The organism is Escherichia sp. E2748 (genome assembly GCF_005781125.1).
GTDB lineage: Bacteria > Pseudomonadota > Gammaproteobacteria > Enterobacterales > Enterobacteriaceae > Escherichia.
The window spans coordinates 64,334-82,533 of the sequence record NZ_VATP01000010.1; the positions used below are offsets into that span (position 1 = coordinate 64,334).

Consider the following 18,200-nt stretch of genomic DNA (forward strand, 5'->3'; position numbering starts at 1 on the left):
GGTACTTACTCGCTTCTTAGAAGGAGAAATGACTATGCGTAACTTCGATTTATCCCCACTGATGCGTCAATGGATCGGTTTTGACAAACTGGCCAACGCACTGCAAAACGCCGGTGAAAGCCAGAGCTTCCCGCCGTACAACATTGAGAAAAGCGACGATAACCACTACCGCATTACCCTTGCGCTGGCAGGTTTTCGTCAGGAAGATTTAGATATTCAACTGGAAGGAGCGCGCCTGAGCGTAAAAGGCACGCCGGAGCAGCCAAAAGAAGAGAAGAAATGGCTGCATCAAGGGCTTATGAATCAGCCGTTTAGCCTGAGCTTTACGCTGGCTGAAAATATGGAAGTCTCTGGCGCAACCTTCGTTAATGGTTTACTGCATATTGATTTAATTCGTAATGAGCCTGAACCCATCGCAGCGCAGCGTATCGCTATCAGCGAACGTCCCACGTTAAATAGCTAATTAGCTATTCTCCTTGCCCCGCCAGTTTGGTGGGGCTTTTTTTGCCTGCAATCTTCAACAATGTTTTAATTTTCGCCAATTTAAGATGTTCCGGCACTTTCTTTACCGTGATAATGTGCGCCATAAGGCAAATCTGCTTCACCGATTCAGCCATAATCCGTAGCAATTAAAATGTTATTTCAAGAGAAATGGACGATGAGTGATATAGCATTAACGGTCAGTATTCTGGCTTTGGTGGCGGTCGTCGGGTTGTTTATCGGCAACGTCAAGTTTCGCGGTGTTGGATTGGGCATTGGCGGCGTGCTGTTCGGTGGGATCATCGTCGGCCATTTTGTTTCACAGGCGGGGATGACATTAAGCAGCGACATGCTGCATGTTATCCAGGAATTTGGTCTGATCCTGTTCGTTTATACTATCGGTATTCAGGTGGGGCCGGGCTTCTTTGCCTCGTTGCGTGTCTCCGGATTACGCCTCAATTTGTTTGCTGTTTTGGTTGTCATCCTCGGTGGTCTGGTCACCGCCATCCTGCATAAACTTTTCGATATTCCACTTCCCGTGGTACTGGGGATTTTCTCCGGCGCGGTCACCAATACACCAGCGCTGGGTGCAGGTCAGCAGATCTTACGCGACCTGGGGACACCGATGGAGATGGTCGATCAGATGGGGATGAGCTATGCGATGGCGTATCCATTTGGGATTTGCGGCATTTTGTTCACTATGTGGATGCTGCGGGTTATTTTCCGCGTCAATGTTGAGACTGAGGCGTTGCAACACGAGTCCACGCGGACTAACGGTAGCGTGCTGATCAGGACCATTAACATCCGTGTTGATAACCCTAACTTACATAATTTAGCGATTAAAGATGTACCGATTCTCAATGGCGATAAAGTTATCTGCTCGCGATTGAAACGAGAGGAAACCCTCAAAGTACCTTCTCCGGAAACCATTATTCAGTTGGGCGATTTGCTTCATCTGGTGGGGCAGCCTGCGGATTTACATAATGCGCAATTGGTGATTGGTCAGGAAGTGGATACCTCGCTGTCGACGAAAGGCACCGATCTGCGCGTCGAACGCGTGGTGGTCACCAATGAGAATGTGCTTGGTAAACGTATTCGCGACCTGCACTTTAAGGAGCGCTATGACGTCGTTATTTCGCGCCTGAACCGTGCTGGCGTTGAATTAGTTGCAAGTAGCGATATTAGCCTGCAATTTGGCGATATTCTCAACCTGGTTGGACGCCCGTCCGCGATTGATGCCGTTGCTAATGTATTAGGTAATGCGCAGCAAAAATTGCAACAGGTACAAATGTTACCGGTGTTTATTGGTATTGGGCTTGGCGTATTGTTGGGTTCCATTCCGGTGTTTGTGCCTGGATTCCCGGCTGCGTTGAAGTTGGGGCTGGCGGGTGGTCCGCTGATTATGGCGCTGATCCTCGGGCGTATCGGCAGCATTGGTAAGCTTTACTGGTTTATGCCGCCAAGTGCCAACCTGGCGCTGCGCGAACTGGGTATCGTACTGTTTCTCTCGGTAGTTGGCCTGAAATCCGGCGGCGATTTTATCCATACACTGGTGGATGGCGAAGGGTTAAGCTGGATAGGCTATGGCGCATTGATTACTGCAATTCCGCTGATCACGGCTGGCATTCTGGCGCGGATGTTAGTCAAAATGAATTATCTCACGATGTGCGGGATGCTCGCGGGTTCAATGACCGATCCTCCGGCACTGGCGTTTGCCAATAATCTTCATCCTACCAGTGGCGCGGCAGCGCTCTCTTACGCCACGGTGTATCCGTTAGTTATGTTCCTGCGCATTATCACACCACAGTTACTGGCGGTGCTTTTCTGGAGTATCGGCTAACGCTTTTCCGGGTGGAGTCGCCATAAATGGTTCTCCACCTGGCATTCACAATGCATTTCTGAACATTACCGCGTTGCTTAAACCAGTGAACCGCCGGTCAGGAAGGAAAAGATAAGGAATATCAGCAAAATGCTGCACACGATGCCGATACCAAAAAGCAAGGTATGGAAAGCCAGCGTCCCGCCGCCAAATACCAGTGCGCCTCGAATGCCCCAGCGATTTTCCTTACGCATACCGCCAACAAATGCGCAGAGTAGCGCGGCAATGGCCAGTGCGATACCGCCTTGATCGAGGATTTTATCGACATCAACCGTCTCTTTTTTCTCTACCGTAGTAATTTTTTCACCTTTTATTCCGGCGAGAAGACCTCTTTTAATTTCAGCCGTTTTGTCCGCCACGATGCTTTCCAGCGTTGGTGGTGGCGCGGCAAAAGGGCCGAATGAAAAGTGGATAATACCCATCAATAAAGCGATGGCACCGAACAGCATGCCCAGTGAACTGCTTTTATTTTGCGCTATGATACCCATCTGACCTCCTTGTAATGGATGGCAAAAGCATATCAGGAAACGGGCGGACGAAATTCTTAAAAATAACCGCTAAAGGCAGAGCGTTAGTGAAAGTGCAAAGGAGCAACAATGAAAATTTCCCGCCTTGGAGAAGCGCCTGATTACCGCTTTTCGTTGGCTAATGAACGTACATTTCTGGCATGGATCCGTACCGCGTTGGGATTTCTGGCGGCGGGCGTCGGGTTGGATCAACTTGCGCCAGACTTCGCCACGCCCGTCATTCGTGAGCTGCTGGCGTTATTGTTATGCCTGTTTTCCGGCGGATTAGCGATGTATGGCTATCTGCGCTGGTTACGCAATGAAAAAGCGATGCGTCTGAAAGAGGATTTACCCTATACCAACAGCTTATTAATCATCAGTTTAATATTGATGATCGTAGCGATAATAGTCATGGGGCTGGTGCTGTATGCCGGATAGGCGCAAAGCCAGACGCATTGCTGATCCCGGACTTCAGCCAGAACGGACATCGTTGGCGTGGTTTCGCACCATGCTGGGTTATGGCGCGCTGATGGCGCTGGCAATTAAACACAACTGGCATCAGGCCGGCGCGTTGTTCTGGATTTCTATTGGCATCCTCGCCATTGTGGCATTAATACTTTGGCGCTATACCCGTAATCGTAATTTAATGGATGTGACTAATAGTGATTTTTCTCAATTTAACGTCATCCGTGACAAATTTATGATCTCCCTCGCGGTGTTATCTCTTGCAATACTGTTTGCTGTAACGCATATACATCAACTAATCGTATTGATTGAGAGAGTCGCATGACAGGAAGTCAGGTTGTAAATGCTGAAGAGGACAGGCATAAACTGGTTGTAGAGTATAAAGATGCGCTACAACCTGCCGATTTTTATCAGAATTTCAAACAGCGGGGTCTTCGCTCCGTGCAACTTATTCCCCATATAGAATTTGATGACCGGGGCGAGCTGACAGCTTCTTCGGTGACGGCTGAACTGTGGGGGCAATTTTTAATTGCTCTGTTCGAGCGTTGGGTGCGTGCAGATATTGGTCGTATATCAGTCGAACTTTTTGACGCCACGCTGCAAAAATGGTGCGGGAGCGAAAACGTACAACTTCGGCGGGAGTGTCAGGTGTGCGACTGGCGTCGCTTGTGCCGACATTCCCAGGAGGATTCTCCTGGCAACGTGCTTTGTGTTGGCTATCAAGCTTTTTATTCCCACTCTGCGCCGCACATGCGGGTGATGCGTGACCTGATAAAGCAGCATCGTTCTCCTATGGAGTTGATGACGATGCTGCGGTGACGTGAGCTTAAACAGGCTGCCCCTGATGCGACATCCGCGTCGCCAGCGGTAGCCAGCACAGCACGATCAACAATCCCATTAAGGTCATCAACAACCCCAGGCTGCCCTGACCGGTTTGCGGCAGCATCGCGGAGAGCGACGCCAGCACGCCGGAACCAATGTTTTGCAGGCCGCCGACCAGCGCACCAGCCGTGCCAGCCAGGAAGGGGAATGGCTCCATTGCGCCGCTGGTTGCCAGCGGAAACAGCATCCCGGCACCGAAAAAGAACAGCGCGGCGGGAACGAGCAACGTCCAGACATTCATCACGCTAAACCAGCCGGGGATCCACATCATCATTCCTGCCAACAGGCAACAGATAACCGACTGCCACATTAACGTAGAGAAACGTTTATTCGGTCGACCAGCAAACCATGCGCCGAAGAATGCCGCTGGAATTGGCAGAATAAACAAAATACTGACTGTCATGCTGCTCAACCCTAACACTGCCCCCATCAACACACCGGAACAGGCTTCGAAAGCGGCAATCCCTGCCAGACCACCAATTAACATCAGCAAATAGCAGTTAAAGCTGCCATTGCCAAAGAGTGTTTTATAACTGGTGAGCAGGCGCGTACGCGGCGCATCGGCAGGGCGTGTTTCCGGCATCCAGCGCGCCATGCTGAACGTCACACTGGCACAAAGCACCAGTAAAAACAGATAACAGGCCCGCCAGCTCCACAGGGTATTCAGCAGGCCGCCAATGAGTGGTGCGAGCAACGGACTTACGAGAATCCCCATATTTAACATGCTATTAGCGTGACGAAGCTGTGTCCGTTCATATAAATCACGCGGCAATGTACGCGCCATTACGCCGCCGACACCGGTCCCCATCCCCTGAATCGCACTGGCGGCAATTAACACCGTCAGGCTGGAAGTGGTGACTGCCACCAGTGTCGCCAACATAAAAATGGACATTCCGACGAGGATCACCGGGCGGCGTCCCACTCTGTCAGAAATTGGGCCATAAAATAGTTGTGAGATACCGTAGGTCAGCAGATAAGCGCCCATTACGCTCTGCACCGCCCCTTCACGGACGTTGAGATCTTGTGCCATATCGGCAATAGCAGGAATATAAATAGTTTGTGCCATCTGACCGACGGCCACGAGTAATACCAACATCAATAATAAATTGACGTTTCTATGCCTTTTCATTATCACGGACGCTTTTAAAAATATATTTAGAATAAGTTACTACGCATTCGAATAAATGCAGGAGAGGAATCTATCACATTGATAAATGTTAGCCAGATATATATACGGAATGATGAATAACAAAACGGCAGAAAATATAAACAACAGCGGCAATAAATGTTGCCGGAAGGGACTTTAGCTTAAATAAATACTGTAGGTCGGAAAGATGTGTCAGCATCGCATACGACACCAATCTGCCAGCAGAATATGAAAGGGGAGCGGTTTCCCGCTCCCCTTTGGTGCGACTTGAATCTGAATTACTTCAAGTATTTCAGAACAGCATCAAGCAGTTGCAGTGCAGCAACAATGAGTTTGAGGATAAGAATGGCAATATCCACCAGGCTCATACGCGTCTCCTGTGGTTCAGGAGCACTGCCAGCTGACGTACCTTTCCGCTGCCTGTTGCCAGCTGTTGCGCACGCAGCTTCTTCAGAAGAAACGTTGTGCTTGTTGACATAACACAGTGTGCTCACGCGGGGTTAAGGCGCTGACGGCACCACCCGTTTCAGCCAGGACTTATTGCGCCGGGTAACGATGCGGCCCCGCATAACACATTGCGTACAGTGATATTATAGAATTATACTGTACAAATAAACAGTAAAAATTAGACAAAATCCAAACTGTGATCGATACTCAATTATGCGCTAAATAAGTCAAAATTCGTGCCGAAATTGCGTGTTCTACGCGGAACACGTATACTTTCAGTGTTGACATGACACAGTGTGCTTTGCGGTTACCAGCCGCGGGCGGCTGACAAAACCTCGCTCCGGCGGGGTTTTTTGTTACCTGCATTTCAGTACAAAACGTGATCAACCCCCCAATTATTCCTTGATGAAAAATTTTCCATTGTCTCCCCTGTAAAGCTGTGCTTGTATAAATATTGTTAAACACAAAACCAACAAGGTCCCCAATGACTACTTCCATGCTCAACGCAAAACTACTACCAACTGCGCCATCCGCCGCAGTGGTCGTCGTGCGTGTGGTGGTGGTCGTCGGCAATGCGCCGTAGGGACTGGAACAACACACGATTCCAAAACCCCGCCGGCGCAAACCGGGCGGGGTTTTTCGTTTAAACACCTCCCGGAAAGTCGGCCCAGAAGAAAAGGACTGGAGCATGGCAAGTTCGGGCACAACATCGACACGTAAGCGTTTTACCGGCGCAGAATTTATCGTTCATTTCCTGGAACAGCAGGGCATTAAGATTGTGACGGGGATTCCGGGCGGTTCGATTCTCCCTGTTTACGATGCCTTAAGCCAAAGCACGCAAATCCGCCATATTCTGGCCCGTCATGAACAGGGCGCTGGCTTTATCGCCCAGGGAATGGCGCGCACCGACGGTAAACCGGCGGTTTGTATGGCCTGTAGCGGGCCGGGTGCGACTAACCTGGTGACCGCCATTGCCGATGCGCGGCTGGACTCCATTCCGCTGATTTGCATCACCGGCCAGGTTCCCGCCTCGATGATCGGCACCGACGCCTTCCAGGAAGTGGACACCTACGGCATATCTATCCCCATCACCAAACACAACTATCTGGTCAGGCATATCGAAGAACTCCCGCAGGTCATGAGCGATGCCTTCCGCATTGCGCAATCAGGCCGCCCTGGCCCGGTGTGGATAGACATTCCTAAGGATGTGCAAACGGCGGTTTTTGAAATTGAAGAACAGCCCGCGGCGGCAGAAAAAGCCGCCGCGCCCGCCTTTAGCGAAGAAAGTATTCGTGACGCTGCGGCAATGATTAACGCCGCCAAACGCCCGGTGCTTTATCTGGGGGGCGGTGTCATTAACGCGCCCGCGCGGGTGCGTGAACTGGCTGAGAAAGCGCAGCTGCCCACCACCATGACCTTAATGGCGCTGGGCATGTTGCCAAAAGCGCATCCGCTGTCGCTGGGTATGCTGGGGATGCACGGCGTGCGCAGCACCAACTATATCTTGCAGGAGGCGGACCTGCTGATTGTTCTCGGTGCGCGTTTTGATGACCGGGCAATTGGCAAAACGGAAGAGTTCTGCCCGAACGCCAAAATTATTCATGTGGATATCGATCGCGCGGAGCTGGGTAAAGTTAAGCAACCGCACGTGGCGATTCAGGCGGATGTTGATGATGTGCTGGCGCAGCTGATCTCGCAGGTGGAAGCCCAGCCGCGTGCAGAGTGGCACCAACTGGTGGCGGATTTACAGCGCGAGTTCCCGTGTCCTATCCCGAAAGCGTGCGATCCATTAACACATTACGGGCTGATTAACGCCGTTGCCGCCTGTGTCGATGATAACGCGATTATCACCACCGACGTGGGTCAGCATCAGATGTGGACGGCGCAGGCTTATCCGCTCAATCGACCACGTCAGTGGCTGACTTCTGGTGGGCTGGGAACGATGGGCTTCGGTTTACCCGCAGCGATAGGTGCGGCGCTGGCTAACCCGGATCGCAAAGTGTTGTGTTTCTCCGGCGACGGCAGCCTGATGATGAATATTCAGGAGATGGCGACCGCCAGTGAAAACCAGCTGGATGTCAAAATCATCCTGATGAATAACGAAGCACTGGGGCTGGTGCATCAGCAACAGAGTCTGTTCTACAAGCAGGGTGTTTTTGCGGCCACCTATCCGGGAAAAATCAATTTTATGCAAATCGCTGCCGGGTTCGGCCTCGAAACCTGTGATTTGAATAATGAAACCGATCCGCAGGCGGCATTACAGGAAATTATCAATCGCCCTGGTCCGGCGCTGATCCACGTACGCATTGATGCTGAAGAAAAAGTGTACCCAATGGTGCCGCCAGGCGCGGCAAATACTGAAATGGTGGGGGAATAAGCCATGCAAAACACAACTCATGACAACGTGATTCTGGAACTCACCGTTCGCAACCATCCCGGTGTAATGACCCACGTTTGTGGGCTTTTTGCCCGTCGTGCTTTTAACGTCGAAGGCATTCTTTGTCTGCCGATTCAGAACAGCGACAAAAGCCACATCTGGCTACTGGTCAATGACGATCAGCGACTGGAACAAATGATAAGCCAGATAGACAAACTGGAGGATGTGGTGAAAGTGCAGCGTAATCAGTCTGACCCGACAATGTTTAACAAGATAGCCGTATTTTTTCAGTAACCGCTCAAGGCTTGAACAGTGGCGCGCTTATCGTTAAGGTAAGCGCGTTTTTTTACCCGCCAGGACAAGACCATGATAACCGTTGCTCTTATAGACGATCACCTTATCGTCCGCTCCGGCTTTGCGCAGCTGCTGGGGCTGGAACCTGATTTGCAGGTAGTTGCCGAGTTTGGTTCCGGGCGTGAGGCGCTGACTGGCTTACCTGGGCGCGGTGTGCAGGTGTGTATTTGCGATATCTCCATGCCCGATATCTCCGGTCTGGAGCTGCTAAGCCAGCTACCGAAAGGTATGGCGACAATTATGCTCTCCGTTCACGACAGTCCGGCGCTGATTGAACAGGCGCTTAACGCGGGGGCGCGCGGCTTTCTCTCTAAACGCTGTAGCCCGGACGAGCTGATCGCTGCCGTGCATACGGTTGCAACTGGCGGCTGTTATCTGACGCCGGATATCGCGATTAAACTGGCATCGGGCCGTCAGGACCCGCTAACCAAACGCGAACGCCAGGTGGCAGAAAAACTGGCGCAAGGGATGGCGGTGAAAGAGATTGCCGCCGAACTGGGGTTGTCGCCAAAAACTGTGCATGTACATCGTGCCAATCTGATGGAAAAACTGGGCGTCAGCAACGACGTTGAACTGGCGCGGCGCATGTTTGATGGCTGGTGATGAAGACATTTTTCTCCCGCTTGAATACTGTAGTTTCCTGCTTTTTTATCTTCTCTGCCGCATGGTTTTGCCTGTGGAGTATCAGCCTGCACCTGGTTGTACGACCGGATCTGGCGGTATTGCTGTTTCCGTTCGGTCTGCGACTGGGGCTGATGTTGCAATGCCCGCGCAGATACTGGCTGGTGCTGATGGGCGCAGAATGGCTGCTGATTTACTGGCTGACGCAGGCGGTTGGGTTAACGCATGATCCGTTATTGATGATCGGTAGTTTGCTGACGTTACTTCCTGTGGCGTTGATTTCCCGTTATCGCCACCAGCGCGACTGGCGCACGTTGCTGTTACAGGGCGCGGCACTGACGGCGGCGGCGTTATTACAGTCATCACCCTGGCTTTGGCATGGGTACGGAAACGAGCCCTGGAACGCCCTACTGATGACCTTAACCGGCGGCCTGACGCTGGCCCCCATTTGCCTGGTGTTCTGGCACTATCTGGCGAATAACACCTGGCTGCCGCTGGGGCCATCGCTGGTTTCCCAGCCGATCAACTGGCGTGGGCGGCATCTGGTCTGGTATTTGCTGTTGTTTGTTATCAGCCTGTGGTTGCAACTGGGGCTGCCGAACGAACTCTCGCGCTTTACCCCGTTTTGTCTGGCGCTGCCGATTATCGCCCTGGCCTGGCATTATGGCTGGCAAGGGGCGCTGATTGCGACGCTGATGAACGCCATCGCGCTGATCGCCAGTCAGACCTGGCGCGATCATCCGGTCGATTTATTGCTTTCGCTGCTGGTGCAAAGCCTCACTGGCCTGTTACTGGGCGCAGGTATCCAGCGGTTGCGTGAACTTAACCAGTCGCTGCAAAAGGAACTGGCGCGTAATCAACATCTTGCCGAGCGGTTGCTTGAAACCGAAGAGAGTGTGCGTCGCGACGTAGCGCGTGAACTGCACGATGATATCGGCCAGACCATCACTGCCATTCGTACTCAGGCTGGCATTGTCCAGCGGCTGGCGGCGGATAACGCCAGTGTGAAACAGAGCGGACAGCTCATCGAACAACTGTCGCTGGGCGTTTACGACGCGGTTCGCCGCTTGTTAGGGCGGTTACGTCCGCGCCAGTTGGATGATCTGACCCTGGAGCAGGCCATCCGTTCATTGATGCGGGAAATGGAGCTGGAAGGGCGCGGCATTGTCAGTCATCTCGAATGGCGGATAGATGAATCAGCGCTAAGTGAAAACCAGCGCGTAACCCTATTTCGTATCTGCCAGGAGGGGCTGAACAACATTGTGAAACATGCAGATGCCAGTGCGGTTATCCTGCAAGGCTGGCAGCAGGATGAGCGTTTAATGCTGGTGATTGAAGACGATGGTAGTGGTCTACCGCCAGGGTCCGGGCAGCAAGGTTTTGGCTTGACCGGAATGCGCGAGCGCGTAACGGCGCTGGGCGGCACATTGACCATTTCCTGCCTGCACGGCACGCGTGTCAGCGTTTCTCTACCTCAACGTTATGTTTAAGGCTTGTTGATGTTGCCGTTTCTGAAAGCACCTGCCGACGCACCGCTGATCAGCGATAAAAGTGAAATTGATGCTCGCTACCGCTACTGGCGTCGGCATATTTTGCTGACCATCTGGCTGGGCTATGCGCTGTTTTACTTCACGCGTAAAAGTTTTAACGCCGCCGTACCAGAAATCCTTGCCAACGGCGTGCTCAGTCGTAGCGACATCGGCCTGTTAGCAACGCTGTTTTACATTACCTACGGCGTATCGAAATTTGTCTCCGGCATTGTCAGTGACCGCTCTAATGCCCGCTATTTTATGGGGATTGGGCTTATCGCCACTGGCATCATCAACATTCTGTTTGGCTTCTCCACCTCGTTGTGGGCGTTTGCCGTGCTGTGGGTGCTGAACGCCTTTTTCCAGGGCTGGGGTTCGCCGGTTTGTGCGCGTCTGTTGACTGCCTGGTATTCTCGTACCGAGCGCGGCGGTTGGTGGGCGCTATGGAATACGGCGCATAACGTCGGCGGTGCGCTCATTCCCATTGTGATGGCAGCGAGCGCTCTGCATTACGGCTGGCGTGCCGGGATGATGATTGCCGGTTGTATGGCGATAGTCGTGGGGATTTTTCTTTGTTGGCGGCTGCGCGATCGCCCGCAGGCGTTAGGTTTACCGGCGGTTGGTGAATGGCGGCACGATGCGCTGGAAATCGCCCAACAACAAGAAGGGGCGGGGCTGACGCGTAAAGAGATCCTCACCAAATATGTGTTGTTGAATCCGTATATCTGGCTGCTTTCGTTCTGTTATGTGCTGGTCTATGTGGTTCGTGCGGCAATCAACGACTGGGGCAATTTGTATATGTCCGAGACGCTGGGCGTCGATCTGGTCACGGCGAATACGGCAGTAACGATGTTTGAACTGGGCGGGTTTATCGGTGCGCTGGTAGCCGGTTGGGGCTCGGACAAACTGTTTAACGGCAACCGCGGGCCGATGAATTTGATTTTTGCTGCGGGGATTTTGCTCTCCGTTGGCTCGCTGTGGTTGATGCCATTTGCCAGCTACGTGATGCAGGCAACCTGCTTCTTCACCATTGGTTTTTTTGTCTTTGGCCCGCAGATGTTAATTGGTATGGCGGCGGCAGAGTGTTCTCACAAAGAGGCGGCAGGTGCGGCGACGGGGTTTGTCGGCTTGTTTGCTTATCTGGGGGCGTCGCTTGCCGGTTGGCCGCTGGCGAAAGTGCTGGATACCTGGCACTGGAGTGGTTTTTTCGTGGTTATCGCCATTGCTGCTGGGGTTTCGGCACTGTTGTTACTGCCCTTTTTGAACGCCCAGGCACCACGCGAAGCGTGATGCATCTCACTTTTCTACCTCATATCCGGCAAAACTAAGAAATTTTCCTGGTTTTGCCTGGACGCTATCTCAAGCCTGATTTGCTGCAGGTTTTTACAATGCCATCATTCGTTAATTCTTTCCCAAAATAATTCAAGTTGCAGGAACGCGAGCAGCTAAGGCACCTGTGGCCTGAAGTATGAAGGGAAATCAGGAGTAACCCATGCTGGCTTTCTTAAACCAGGTTCGCAAGCCGACCCTGGATCTTCCGCTCGAAGTGCGGCGTAAAATGTGGTTCAAACCGTTCATGCAATCCTATCTGGTGGTCTTTATTGGCTACCTGACGATGTACCTGATTCGCAAGAACTTCAACATCGCACAGAACGACATGATCTCGACCTACGGGTTGAGCATGACGCAGCTGGGGATGATCGGCCTGGGTTTCTCCATCACTTACGGCGTGGGTAAAACGCTGGTTTCCTACTACGCCGACGGCAAAAATACCAAACAATTCCTGCCGTTCATGCTGATCCTGTCTGCTATTTGTATGCTGGGCTTCAGCGCCAGCATGGGCAGCGGCTCGGTTAGCCTGTTCCTGATGATTGCCTTCTACGCCTTAAGCGGTTTTTTCCAGAGCACCGGCGGTTCATGCAGTTACTCCACGATTACCAAATGGACGCCGCGTCGTAAGCGCGGGACCTTCCTCGGTTTCTGGAACATTTCCCACAACCTCGGCGGCGCGGGGGCGGCGGGTGTGGCGCTATTCGGCGCAAATTACCTGTTCGACGGTCACGTGATCGGCATGTTTATCTTCCCGTCGATTATCGCGTTGATTGTCGGTTTTATCGGTCTGCGTTACGGCAGCGACTCCCCTGAAGCGTATGGTCTTGGCAAAGCTGAAGAACTATTCGGTGAAGAGATCAGCGAAGAGGACAAAGAGACGGAATCCACCGATATGACCAAGTGGCAGATCTTTGTCGAATATGTTTTGAAAAACAAAGTGATCTGGCTGCTGTGCTTCGCCAACATCTTCCTGTACGTGGTACGCATTGGTATCGACCAGTGGTCAACCGTGTATGCTTTTCAGGAGTTGAAACTCTCTAAATCGGTGGCGATTCAGGGCTTTACGCTGTTTGAAGCCGGTGCTCTGGTTGGCACGCTGCTGTGGGGCTGGCTCTCTGACCTGGCGAACGGGCGCCGTGGCCTGGTGGCGTGTATTGCACTCGCGCTGATTATCGCCACGCTGGGTGTGTATCAACACGCCAGCAACCAATATATCTATCTGGCTTCTCTTTTTGCATTAGGTTTCCTGGTATTTGGTCCGCAACTGTTGATTGGCGTAGCGGCTGTTGGCTTCGTACCGAAAAAAGCGATCGGCGCTGCCGATGGGATTAAAGGCACTTTCGCCTACCTGATTGGTGACAGCTTTGCCAAATTAGGTCTGGGAATGATTGCCGATGGTACGCCAGTGTTCGGCCTCACCGGCTGGGCAGGCACCTTCGCTGCACTGGATATCGCCGCTATTGGCTGTATCTGCCTGATGGCGATAGTCGCGGTGATGGAAGAACGAAAAATCCGCCGCGAGAAAAAAATTCAGCAGTTGACAGTGGCATAAACGTAACTGGTGACTTTTGCCCGGCATGACGCCGGGCTTTTTTTTATTATTCCGTGACTTCCAGTGTGGTGAAGGCAAACTTCTCGCCATCAAACAGCCCCTGACTGGTCAGTTTCAATGCGGGGATCACCGGCAGGGAAAGAAACGCCATCTGAATAAACGGTTCATCCGGTAATGGGCCACATTCACGGGCGGCGACTTTTAACGCGTCAATTTGCTCCGCCAGTGACTGCGCCGTGTCGGTGCTCATCAGCCCGGCAATGGGCAACGGCAGATGACTCTGTACCTGGCCGTTACGGACCACGCACAGCCCGCCGCCATCCTGAATCACCTGGTTGGCCGCCAGCGCCATCTCTTCTGCGCTACGACCGATCACCACAATATTATGGCTGTCATGGCTGACTGTCGCCGCCAGCGCGCCTTCATTCAGGCCAAAGCCGCCGAGCAAACCACAGGCCGGAGCCAGACGTTGCCCGTAACGCTCAAGTACGGCAATAAAGCACACATCATCGCGATCAAAACCATTTTCGCTGTAGACGCTGGAGCGGGAGTGCGTGATCAGTTCGTTATGGATGACATCAATGACGCGATAGCGTTTTCCGGGGGTAAATTGCAGGGCAAAGTCGCTGGCGGAAACTGGCTGGCGGGCAATGGTATTGCCATATGGCGGGGCGGATTGTGCCAGTCTCGCCGACTCTTCTGCCTGCAAGGTTTGTGCGTCAATCGGTTCGCCTTTCACCAGTACCTGTTGCACAGTGACTTTACGGGCGTCACTTAACAGGACAATGTCGGCCTGCTTGCCGGGAGCCAGTAAACCGAGATGATTCAGACCAAAATGGCGCGCCGTCGACCAGCTGGCTACGCGATATGCCACATGCAACGGCACATTGTGTTGTTCAATCAGGCGGCGAATTAAGGCGTCGATATGCCCTTCGTGAGCGATTTCCCACGGGTTACGGTCATCAGTACAAAGCATGCATTGTGGGCTGTTAAATTCGTTGATCAACGGAGCCAGCGCGTTGAGATTGCGGGCAGCGGACCCTTCGCGGATCATCAACGACATGCCGAGTTGTAATTTTCGGCGTCCTTCTTCCAGCTGATAACTTTCGTGGCAGTTTTCAATACCCGCGGCAATATAGGCGTTAAGTTCTTTACCGCTTAGACCGGGGCAGTGACCATCCAGAGTCAGATGGCGAAAGGCGTCCAGTTTATCGAGCAGCGCATTTTGTCCACTAATTACGCCAGGGTAGTCCATCATTTCGGCCAGACCAGTAACCTGCGGATGGTCGCGCCAGGCGAGCATCTGTTCGAGCGTAAAACTGGCACCATTAACATCGCAGCCTTCCAGAGCGGGTACGCAAGAGCTGACTTGCAAATACTGGTTTTGCTTTGCCTGTTCGGCACAGCGGGCAAACCAGGCAAATCCAGCTTCGCCCATCACGTTGACGATTTCATGAGGGTCGCAAATTACAGTTGTGAGGCCGCGTGGCAGGGTAGCTGTTTCAAAAGTGACCGGCGTCATCATGCTGGACTCAATATGCAGGTGAGCATCAATAAACCCCGGCACCGCCGTTGCGCCGCGGGCATCAATCCGCCGCAAAGCCTGAGCGTCGGCATATTCTTCGCCAACACCGGCAATGTAACGTCCTTTAATCACAATCGGGCCGGGAATTTCTCCGCCATTGATCAGATCCAGAATAACGACATTATCAATAATATAATCGGCAACAGCGTCGCCACGGGAAACAGCCAGCAAATCCTGGTATTCAGCTCGACTAATGTGATGAAATTTATGGTTAATAGGATTATTCATATTTTTCTCATTTTGATTTTATCAATTTGATTATTATTTATCATAAAGAAACATCGCGTGATTATTAAAGAATATCCATTAATGTGCAATTGAAATGTGATAATTATCACTGAACCGTTGTTGTCATTTGTTTTACAAAAGCAAAGGATTAAATCTCCTCCAATGGACAAGAAAATGAATAATGATAATACCGATTACGTGAGTAATGAATCAGGGACGCTTTCTCGATTATTTAAACTGCCACAACATGGGACTACCGTCCGCACAGAATTGATTGCGGGGATGACCACTTTTTTAACTATGGTGTACATCGTTTTTGTTAACCCACAAATACTCGGTGCGGCACAAATGGACCCGAAAGTGGTGTTTGTCACCACTTGTTTGATTGCCGGCATCGGTAGTATTGCGATGGGGATATTTGCTAACTTGCCCGTGGCGCTGGCGCCGGCAATGGGGCTGAACGCCTTCTTTGCGTTCGTGGTTGTAGGGGCGATGGGCATCTCCTGGCAGACCGGAATGGGGGCGATATTCTGGGGGGCAATAGGGCTATTTTTGCTGACTCTTTTTCGTATCCGTTACTGGATGATCTCTAACATTCCGTTAAGTTTACGTATTGGTATCACCAGTGGTATCGGGCTATTTATTGCCTTAATGGGATTAAAAAATACCGGTGTTATTGTCGCCAATAAAGACACGCTGGTGATGATTGGTGATTTAAGTTCCCACGGCGTGTTGTTAGGTATTTTAGGGTTTTTTATTATAACCGTGTTGTCATCGCGTAATTTTCATGCGGCGGTGTTGGTTTCTATCGTCGTTACTTCCTGTTGTGGATTATTTTTCGGAGATGTTCATTTCAGCGGAATCTATTCTATTCCACCTGATATTAGCGGTGTTATTGGCGAGGTTGATTTGAGCGGGGCATTATCGCTTGAGCTTGCCGGTATCATTTTCTCCTTTATGTTGATCAACCTATTTGATTCATCAGGAACATTAATTGGTGTAACTGATAAAGCTGGCTTAATAGATAGTAACGGTAAATTCCCTAACATGAATAAGGCGCTATATGTTGATAGCGTGAGTTCGGTGGCTGGCGCGTTTATCGGAACTTCCTCTGTTACCGCCTATATTGAAAGTACTTCTGGCGTGGCGGTCGGCGGTCGCACGGGGCTGACTGCGGTTGTTGTTGGCGTTATGTTCCTGCTGGTTATGTTCTTCTCACCGCTGGTGGCGATGGTTCCACCTTACGCCACCGCCGGGGCGTTAATCTTTGTTGGCGTGTTGATGACCTCAAGTCTGGCGCGCGTTAACTGGGATGATTTTACCGAATCGGTACCTGCATTTATCACCACGGTGATGATGCCCTTTACTTTCTCGATCACTGAAGGGATTGCGCTCGGCTTTATGTCGTACTGCATCATGAAAGTGTGTACGGGTCGCTGGCGCGATCTGAATCTGTGTGTGGTGGTTGTAGCGGCATTGTTTGCGCTGAAAATCATCCTGGTGGATTAGTATCTGATAAGCGTTTCCAGATATCATGAGTGCCGGTTACGCAGGAGAACTCATGATCTGGATAATGCTCGCTACGCTGGTGGTGGTGTTTGTGGTTGGTTTTCGGGTGCTGACATCCGGGGCCAGAAAAGCGATTCGCCGCCTCAGCGATCGGCTGAATATTGATGTTGTACCCGTTGAGTCAATGGTCGATCAAATGGGAAAGTCAGCCGGTGACGAATTTTTACGTTATCTGCATCGCCCGGATGAGTCGCACCTGCAAAATGCCGCGCAGGTGTTGCTTATCTGGCAGGTTGTCATTGTCGATGGTAGCGAGCAGAACCTGCTGCAATGGCATCGGATTTTACAAAAAGCCCGCCTTGCCGCGCCGATTACCGATGCTCAGGTCAGGCTGGCGCTGGGTTTTCTGCGCGAAATAGAGCCTGAAATGCAGGAGATTAATGCATTCCAGATGCGCTACAACGCGTTTTTCCAGCCTGCTGAGGGCGTTTACTGGCTGCATTAAAACCGCTTTGCCTGATGCGACGCTGGCGCGTCTTATCAGGCCTACAGACCGAGTACGGATAAGGCGTTCACGCCGCATCCGCTATCGGATCTGACAGTAGACGGACGCATTCTCTACGTTCTATTTACAACAGCACCTCTAGCCCGTGTTTTTGCACAATACTAAGTAGTTTTAATGACATACCGCTGGGGCGTTTAGCGCCACTTTCCCATTTTTGTACAGTTGAAACGCTGGTATTGAGATAGTGAGCGAAGACGGGTTGACTCACTTTTAATTTTTCCCGTAGTGCTTTTATCTCAACAGGTTGTAAGTCTGGCACGCTGGACAGGCAGGCTTTGTCAAAAGTACGCATTGTTTCGGCAGAAATGGCATCAACGCTGGACAATCCAGCAGCCGCGCTGTGAATGGCCTCAAATGCAGGGCTTTTGAATTTAGTTTTTGCAGTCATAGCAGATCTCTGTCAGTTCTTTACTGTTAATCATTGCTGTCAGTTGGGCTTTCGTCAGGAAGGCATAATGCTTTGCGAGTTCACGAAATCCAGACAGTTCCTGACTATTGATGTTCGACATATCCTGTTTTGCATATAAAAACGTGTAAAACCAATTGCTACCCCCTTTCGCCAGAATAATTGCACGCTCACGATTTTGGTGAAGGCGCTTTTTAAAAACGCCACCACCAAGCGCATCAGCTTTACCCTGATCTGTTTCTAAAATGGCCCGGCATAACTCTTCATCTGTTATTGCATGAGACTTGGCTTCCCTTGCAAACCATTTGGTTTTAAACACACGCATATCGTTGATGT

Annotated in this window: 20 protein-coding genes; 14 read left to right on the forward strand and 6 right to left on the reverse strand. The window is 51.5% G+C overall.

Going from position 1 to position 18,200, the window contains the following annotated elements; all coding sequences use genetic code 11:
• The first annotated feature begins 34 nt into the window (after positions 1 to 34).
• Together ibpB and FEK42_RS11095 are read left to right on the forward strand one after the other, a co-directional pair.
• Positions 35 to 463, forward strand: coding sequence for a small heat shock chaperone IbpB (gene ibpB / locus FEK42_RS11090; RefSeq protein ID WP_135493166.1), 429 nt, complete (start codon positions 35 to 37; stop codon positions 461 to 463).
• Between the two features lie 195 nt (positions 464 to 658).
• Positions 659 to 2,320 (forward strand): putative transporter, encoded by a 1,662-nt coding sequence (locus tag FEK42_RS11095; RefSeq protein ID WP_130206782.1) that lies wholly within the window; start codon positions 659 to 661, stop codon positions 2,318 to 2,320.
• A 77-nt stretch (positions 2,321 to 2,397) separates the two neighbouring features.
• Here FEK42_RS11095 and yidI read toward each other — a convergent pair whose 3' ends face one another.
• A complete protein-coding gene (gene yidI / locus FEK42_RS11100; RefSeq protein WP_130206780.1) occupies positions 2,398 to 2,847 on the reverse strand; it encodes a protein YidI in 450 nt (149 codons plus the stop codon).
• A 108-nt stretch (positions 2,848 to 2,955) separates the two neighbouring features.
• Between yidI and FEK42_RS11105 the strand changes: the two genes are divergently transcribed.
• From FEK42_RS11105 to FEK42_RS11115, 3 genes are read left to right on the forward strand one after another with little or no spacing between them, the layout of a single operon-like run.
• On the forward strand, positions 2,956 to 3,303 hold the full coding sequence (locus FEK42_RS11105) for a YidH family protein (RefSeq protein ID WP_135493165.1): 348 nt from the start codon (positions 2,956 to 2,958) through the stop codon (positions 3,301 to 3,303).
• On the forward strand, positions 3,293 to 3,655 hold the full coding sequence (locus FEK42_RS11110; RefSeq protein WP_135493164.1) for a DUF202 domain-containing protein: 363 nt from the start codon (positions 3,293 to 3,295) through the stop codon (positions 3,653 to 3,655). The genes FEK42_RS11105 and FEK42_RS11110 overlap by 11 nt, the downstream gene beginning before the upstream one ends.
• Positions 3,652 to 4,149, forward strand: a complete 498-nt coding sequence (locus FEK42_RS11115) for a radical SAM protein (RefSeq protein ID WP_130261105.1) — start codon at positions 3,652 to 3,654, stop codon at positions 4,147 to 4,149. Before FEK42_RS11110 ends, FEK42_RS11115 begins: the two co-directional genes overlap by 4 nt.
• Positions 4,150 to 4,156: 7 nt before the next feature.
• Here the strand turns inward: FEK42_RS11115 and emrD are convergent, their stop codons facing one another.
• Entirely contained in the window at positions 4,157 to 5,341 is a 1,185-nt protein-coding gene (emrD, locus tag FEK42_RS11120; protein ID WP_130261104.1) for a multidrug efflux MFS transporter EmrD, read from the reverse strand.
• A gap of 296 nt (positions 5,342 to 5,637) precedes the next feature.
• Entirely contained in the window at positions 5,638 to 5,727 is a 90-nt protein-coding gene (gene tisB, locus FEK42_RS11125; protein WP_000060506.1) for a type I toxin-antitoxin system toxin TisB, read from the reverse strand.
• 563 nt (positions 5,728 to 6,290) lie between these two features.
• Between tisB and ivbL the strand changes: the two genes are divergently transcribed.
• The 7 genes from ivbL to uhpT all read left to right on the forward strand — a co-directional run bounded on the left by ivbL (position 6,291) and on the right by uhpT (position 13,571).
• Positions 6,291 to 6,389 carry an ilvB operon leader peptide IvbL gene (gene ivbL / locus FEK42_RS11130; protein WP_001300753.1) on the forward strand — a complete coding sequence of 33 codons (99 nt, stop codon included), beginning with the start codon at positions 6,291 to 6,293 and terminating at the stop codon, positions 6,387 to 6,389.
• Positions 6,390 to 6,494: 105 nt separating this feature from the next.
• Positions 6,495 to 8,183 carry an acetolactate synthase large subunit gene (ilvB, locus tag FEK42_RS11135; RefSeq protein ID WP_135493163.1) on the forward strand — a complete coding sequence of 563 codons (1,689 nt, stop codon included), beginning with the start codon at positions 6,495 to 6,497 and terminating at the stop codon, positions 8,181 to 8,183.
• A 3-nt stretch (positions 8,184 to 8,186) separates the two neighbouring features.
• Entirely contained in the window at positions 8,187 to 8,477 is a 291-nt protein-coding gene (ilvN, locus tag FEK42_RS11140; protein ID WP_104920000.1) for an acetolactate synthase small subunit, read from the forward strand.
• Between the two features lie 72 nt (positions 8,478 to 8,549).
• Complete coding sequence (gene uhpA, locus FEK42_RS11145; protein ID WP_130206774.1) at positions 8,550 to 9,140, forward strand: transcriptional regulator UhpA; 591 nt, start codon at positions 8,550 to 8,552, stop codon at positions 9,138 to 9,140.
• A complete protein-coding gene (gene uhpB / locus FEK42_RS11150; protein WP_131161589.1) occupies positions 9,140 to 10,648 on the forward strand; it encodes a signal transduction histidine-protein kinase/phosphatase UhpB in 1,509 nt (502 codons plus the stop codon). Before uhpA ends, uhpB begins: the two co-directional genes overlap by 1 nt.
• Before the next feature lie 9 nt (positions 10,649 to 10,657).
• Positions 10,658 to 11,977 carry an MFS transporter family glucose-6-phosphate receptor UhpC gene (uhpC, locus tag FEK42_RS11155; RefSeq protein WP_130206854.1) on the forward strand — a complete coding sequence of 440 codons (1,320 nt, stop codon included), beginning with the start codon at positions 10,658 to 10,660 and terminating at the stop codon, positions 11,975 to 11,977.
• Between the two features lie 202 nt (positions 11,978 to 12,179).
• Positions 12,180 to 13,571: a hexose-6-phosphate:phosphate antiporter gene (uhpT, locus tag FEK42_RS11160; RefSeq protein WP_130261100.1), complete on the forward strand. Its 1,392-nt coding sequence runs from the start codon at positions 12,180 to 12,182 to the stop codon at positions 13,569 to 13,571.
• A 46-nt stretch (positions 13,572 to 13,617) separates the two neighbouring features.
• Here the strand turns inward: uhpT and adeD are convergent, their stop codons facing one another.
• The gene (gene adeD, locus FEK42_RS11165) at positions 13,618 to 15,384 is read right to left on the reverse strand and encodes an adenine deaminase (protein WP_138211828.1); all 1,767 of its coding nucleotides are present in this window, start codon (positions 15,382 to 15,384) and stop codon (positions 13,618 to 13,620) included.
• A 174-nt stretch (positions 15,385 to 15,558) separates the two neighbouring features.
• Between adeD and adeQ the strand changes: the two genes are divergently transcribed.
• Together adeQ and FEK42_RS11175 are read left to right on the forward strand one after the other, a co-directional pair.
• Positions 15,559 to 16,893 carry an adenine permease AdeQ gene (gene adeQ, locus FEK42_RS11170; protein ID WP_016159934.1) on the forward strand — a complete coding sequence of 445 codons (1,335 nt, stop codon included), beginning with the start codon at positions 15,559 to 15,561 and terminating at the stop codon, positions 16,891 to 16,893.
• Between the two features lie 52 nt (positions 16,894 to 16,945).
• The gene (locus FEK42_RS11175; protein ID WP_130206763.1) at positions 16,946 to 17,398 is read left to right on the forward strand and encodes a DUF1198 family protein; all 453 of its coding nucleotides are present in this window, start codon (positions 16,946 to 16,948) and stop codon (positions 17,396 to 17,398) included.
• A gap of 124 nt (positions 17,399 to 17,522) precedes the next feature.
• On the opposite strand, the gene FEK42_RS11180 is transcribed toward FEK42_RS11175, so the two are convergent.
• Both FEK42_RS11180 and FEK42_RS11185 read right to left on the reverse strand, forming a co-directional pair.
• Positions 17,523 to 17,846: a DNA-binding transcriptional regulator gene (locus FEK42_RS11180; RefSeq protein WP_000125641.1), complete on the reverse strand. Its 324-nt coding sequence runs from the start codon at positions 17,844 to 17,846 to the stop codon at positions 17,523 to 17,525.
• Positions 17,830 to 18,183, reverse strand: a complete 354-nt coding sequence (locus tag FEK42_RS11185) for a type II toxin-antitoxin system RelE/ParE family toxin (protein ID WP_135493162.1) — start codon at positions 18,181 to 18,183, stop codon at positions 17,830 to 17,832. The genes FEK42_RS11180 and FEK42_RS11185 overlap by 17 nt, the downstream gene beginning before the upstream one ends.
• Between the last annotated feature and the right edge of the window lie 17 nt (positions 18,184 to 18,200).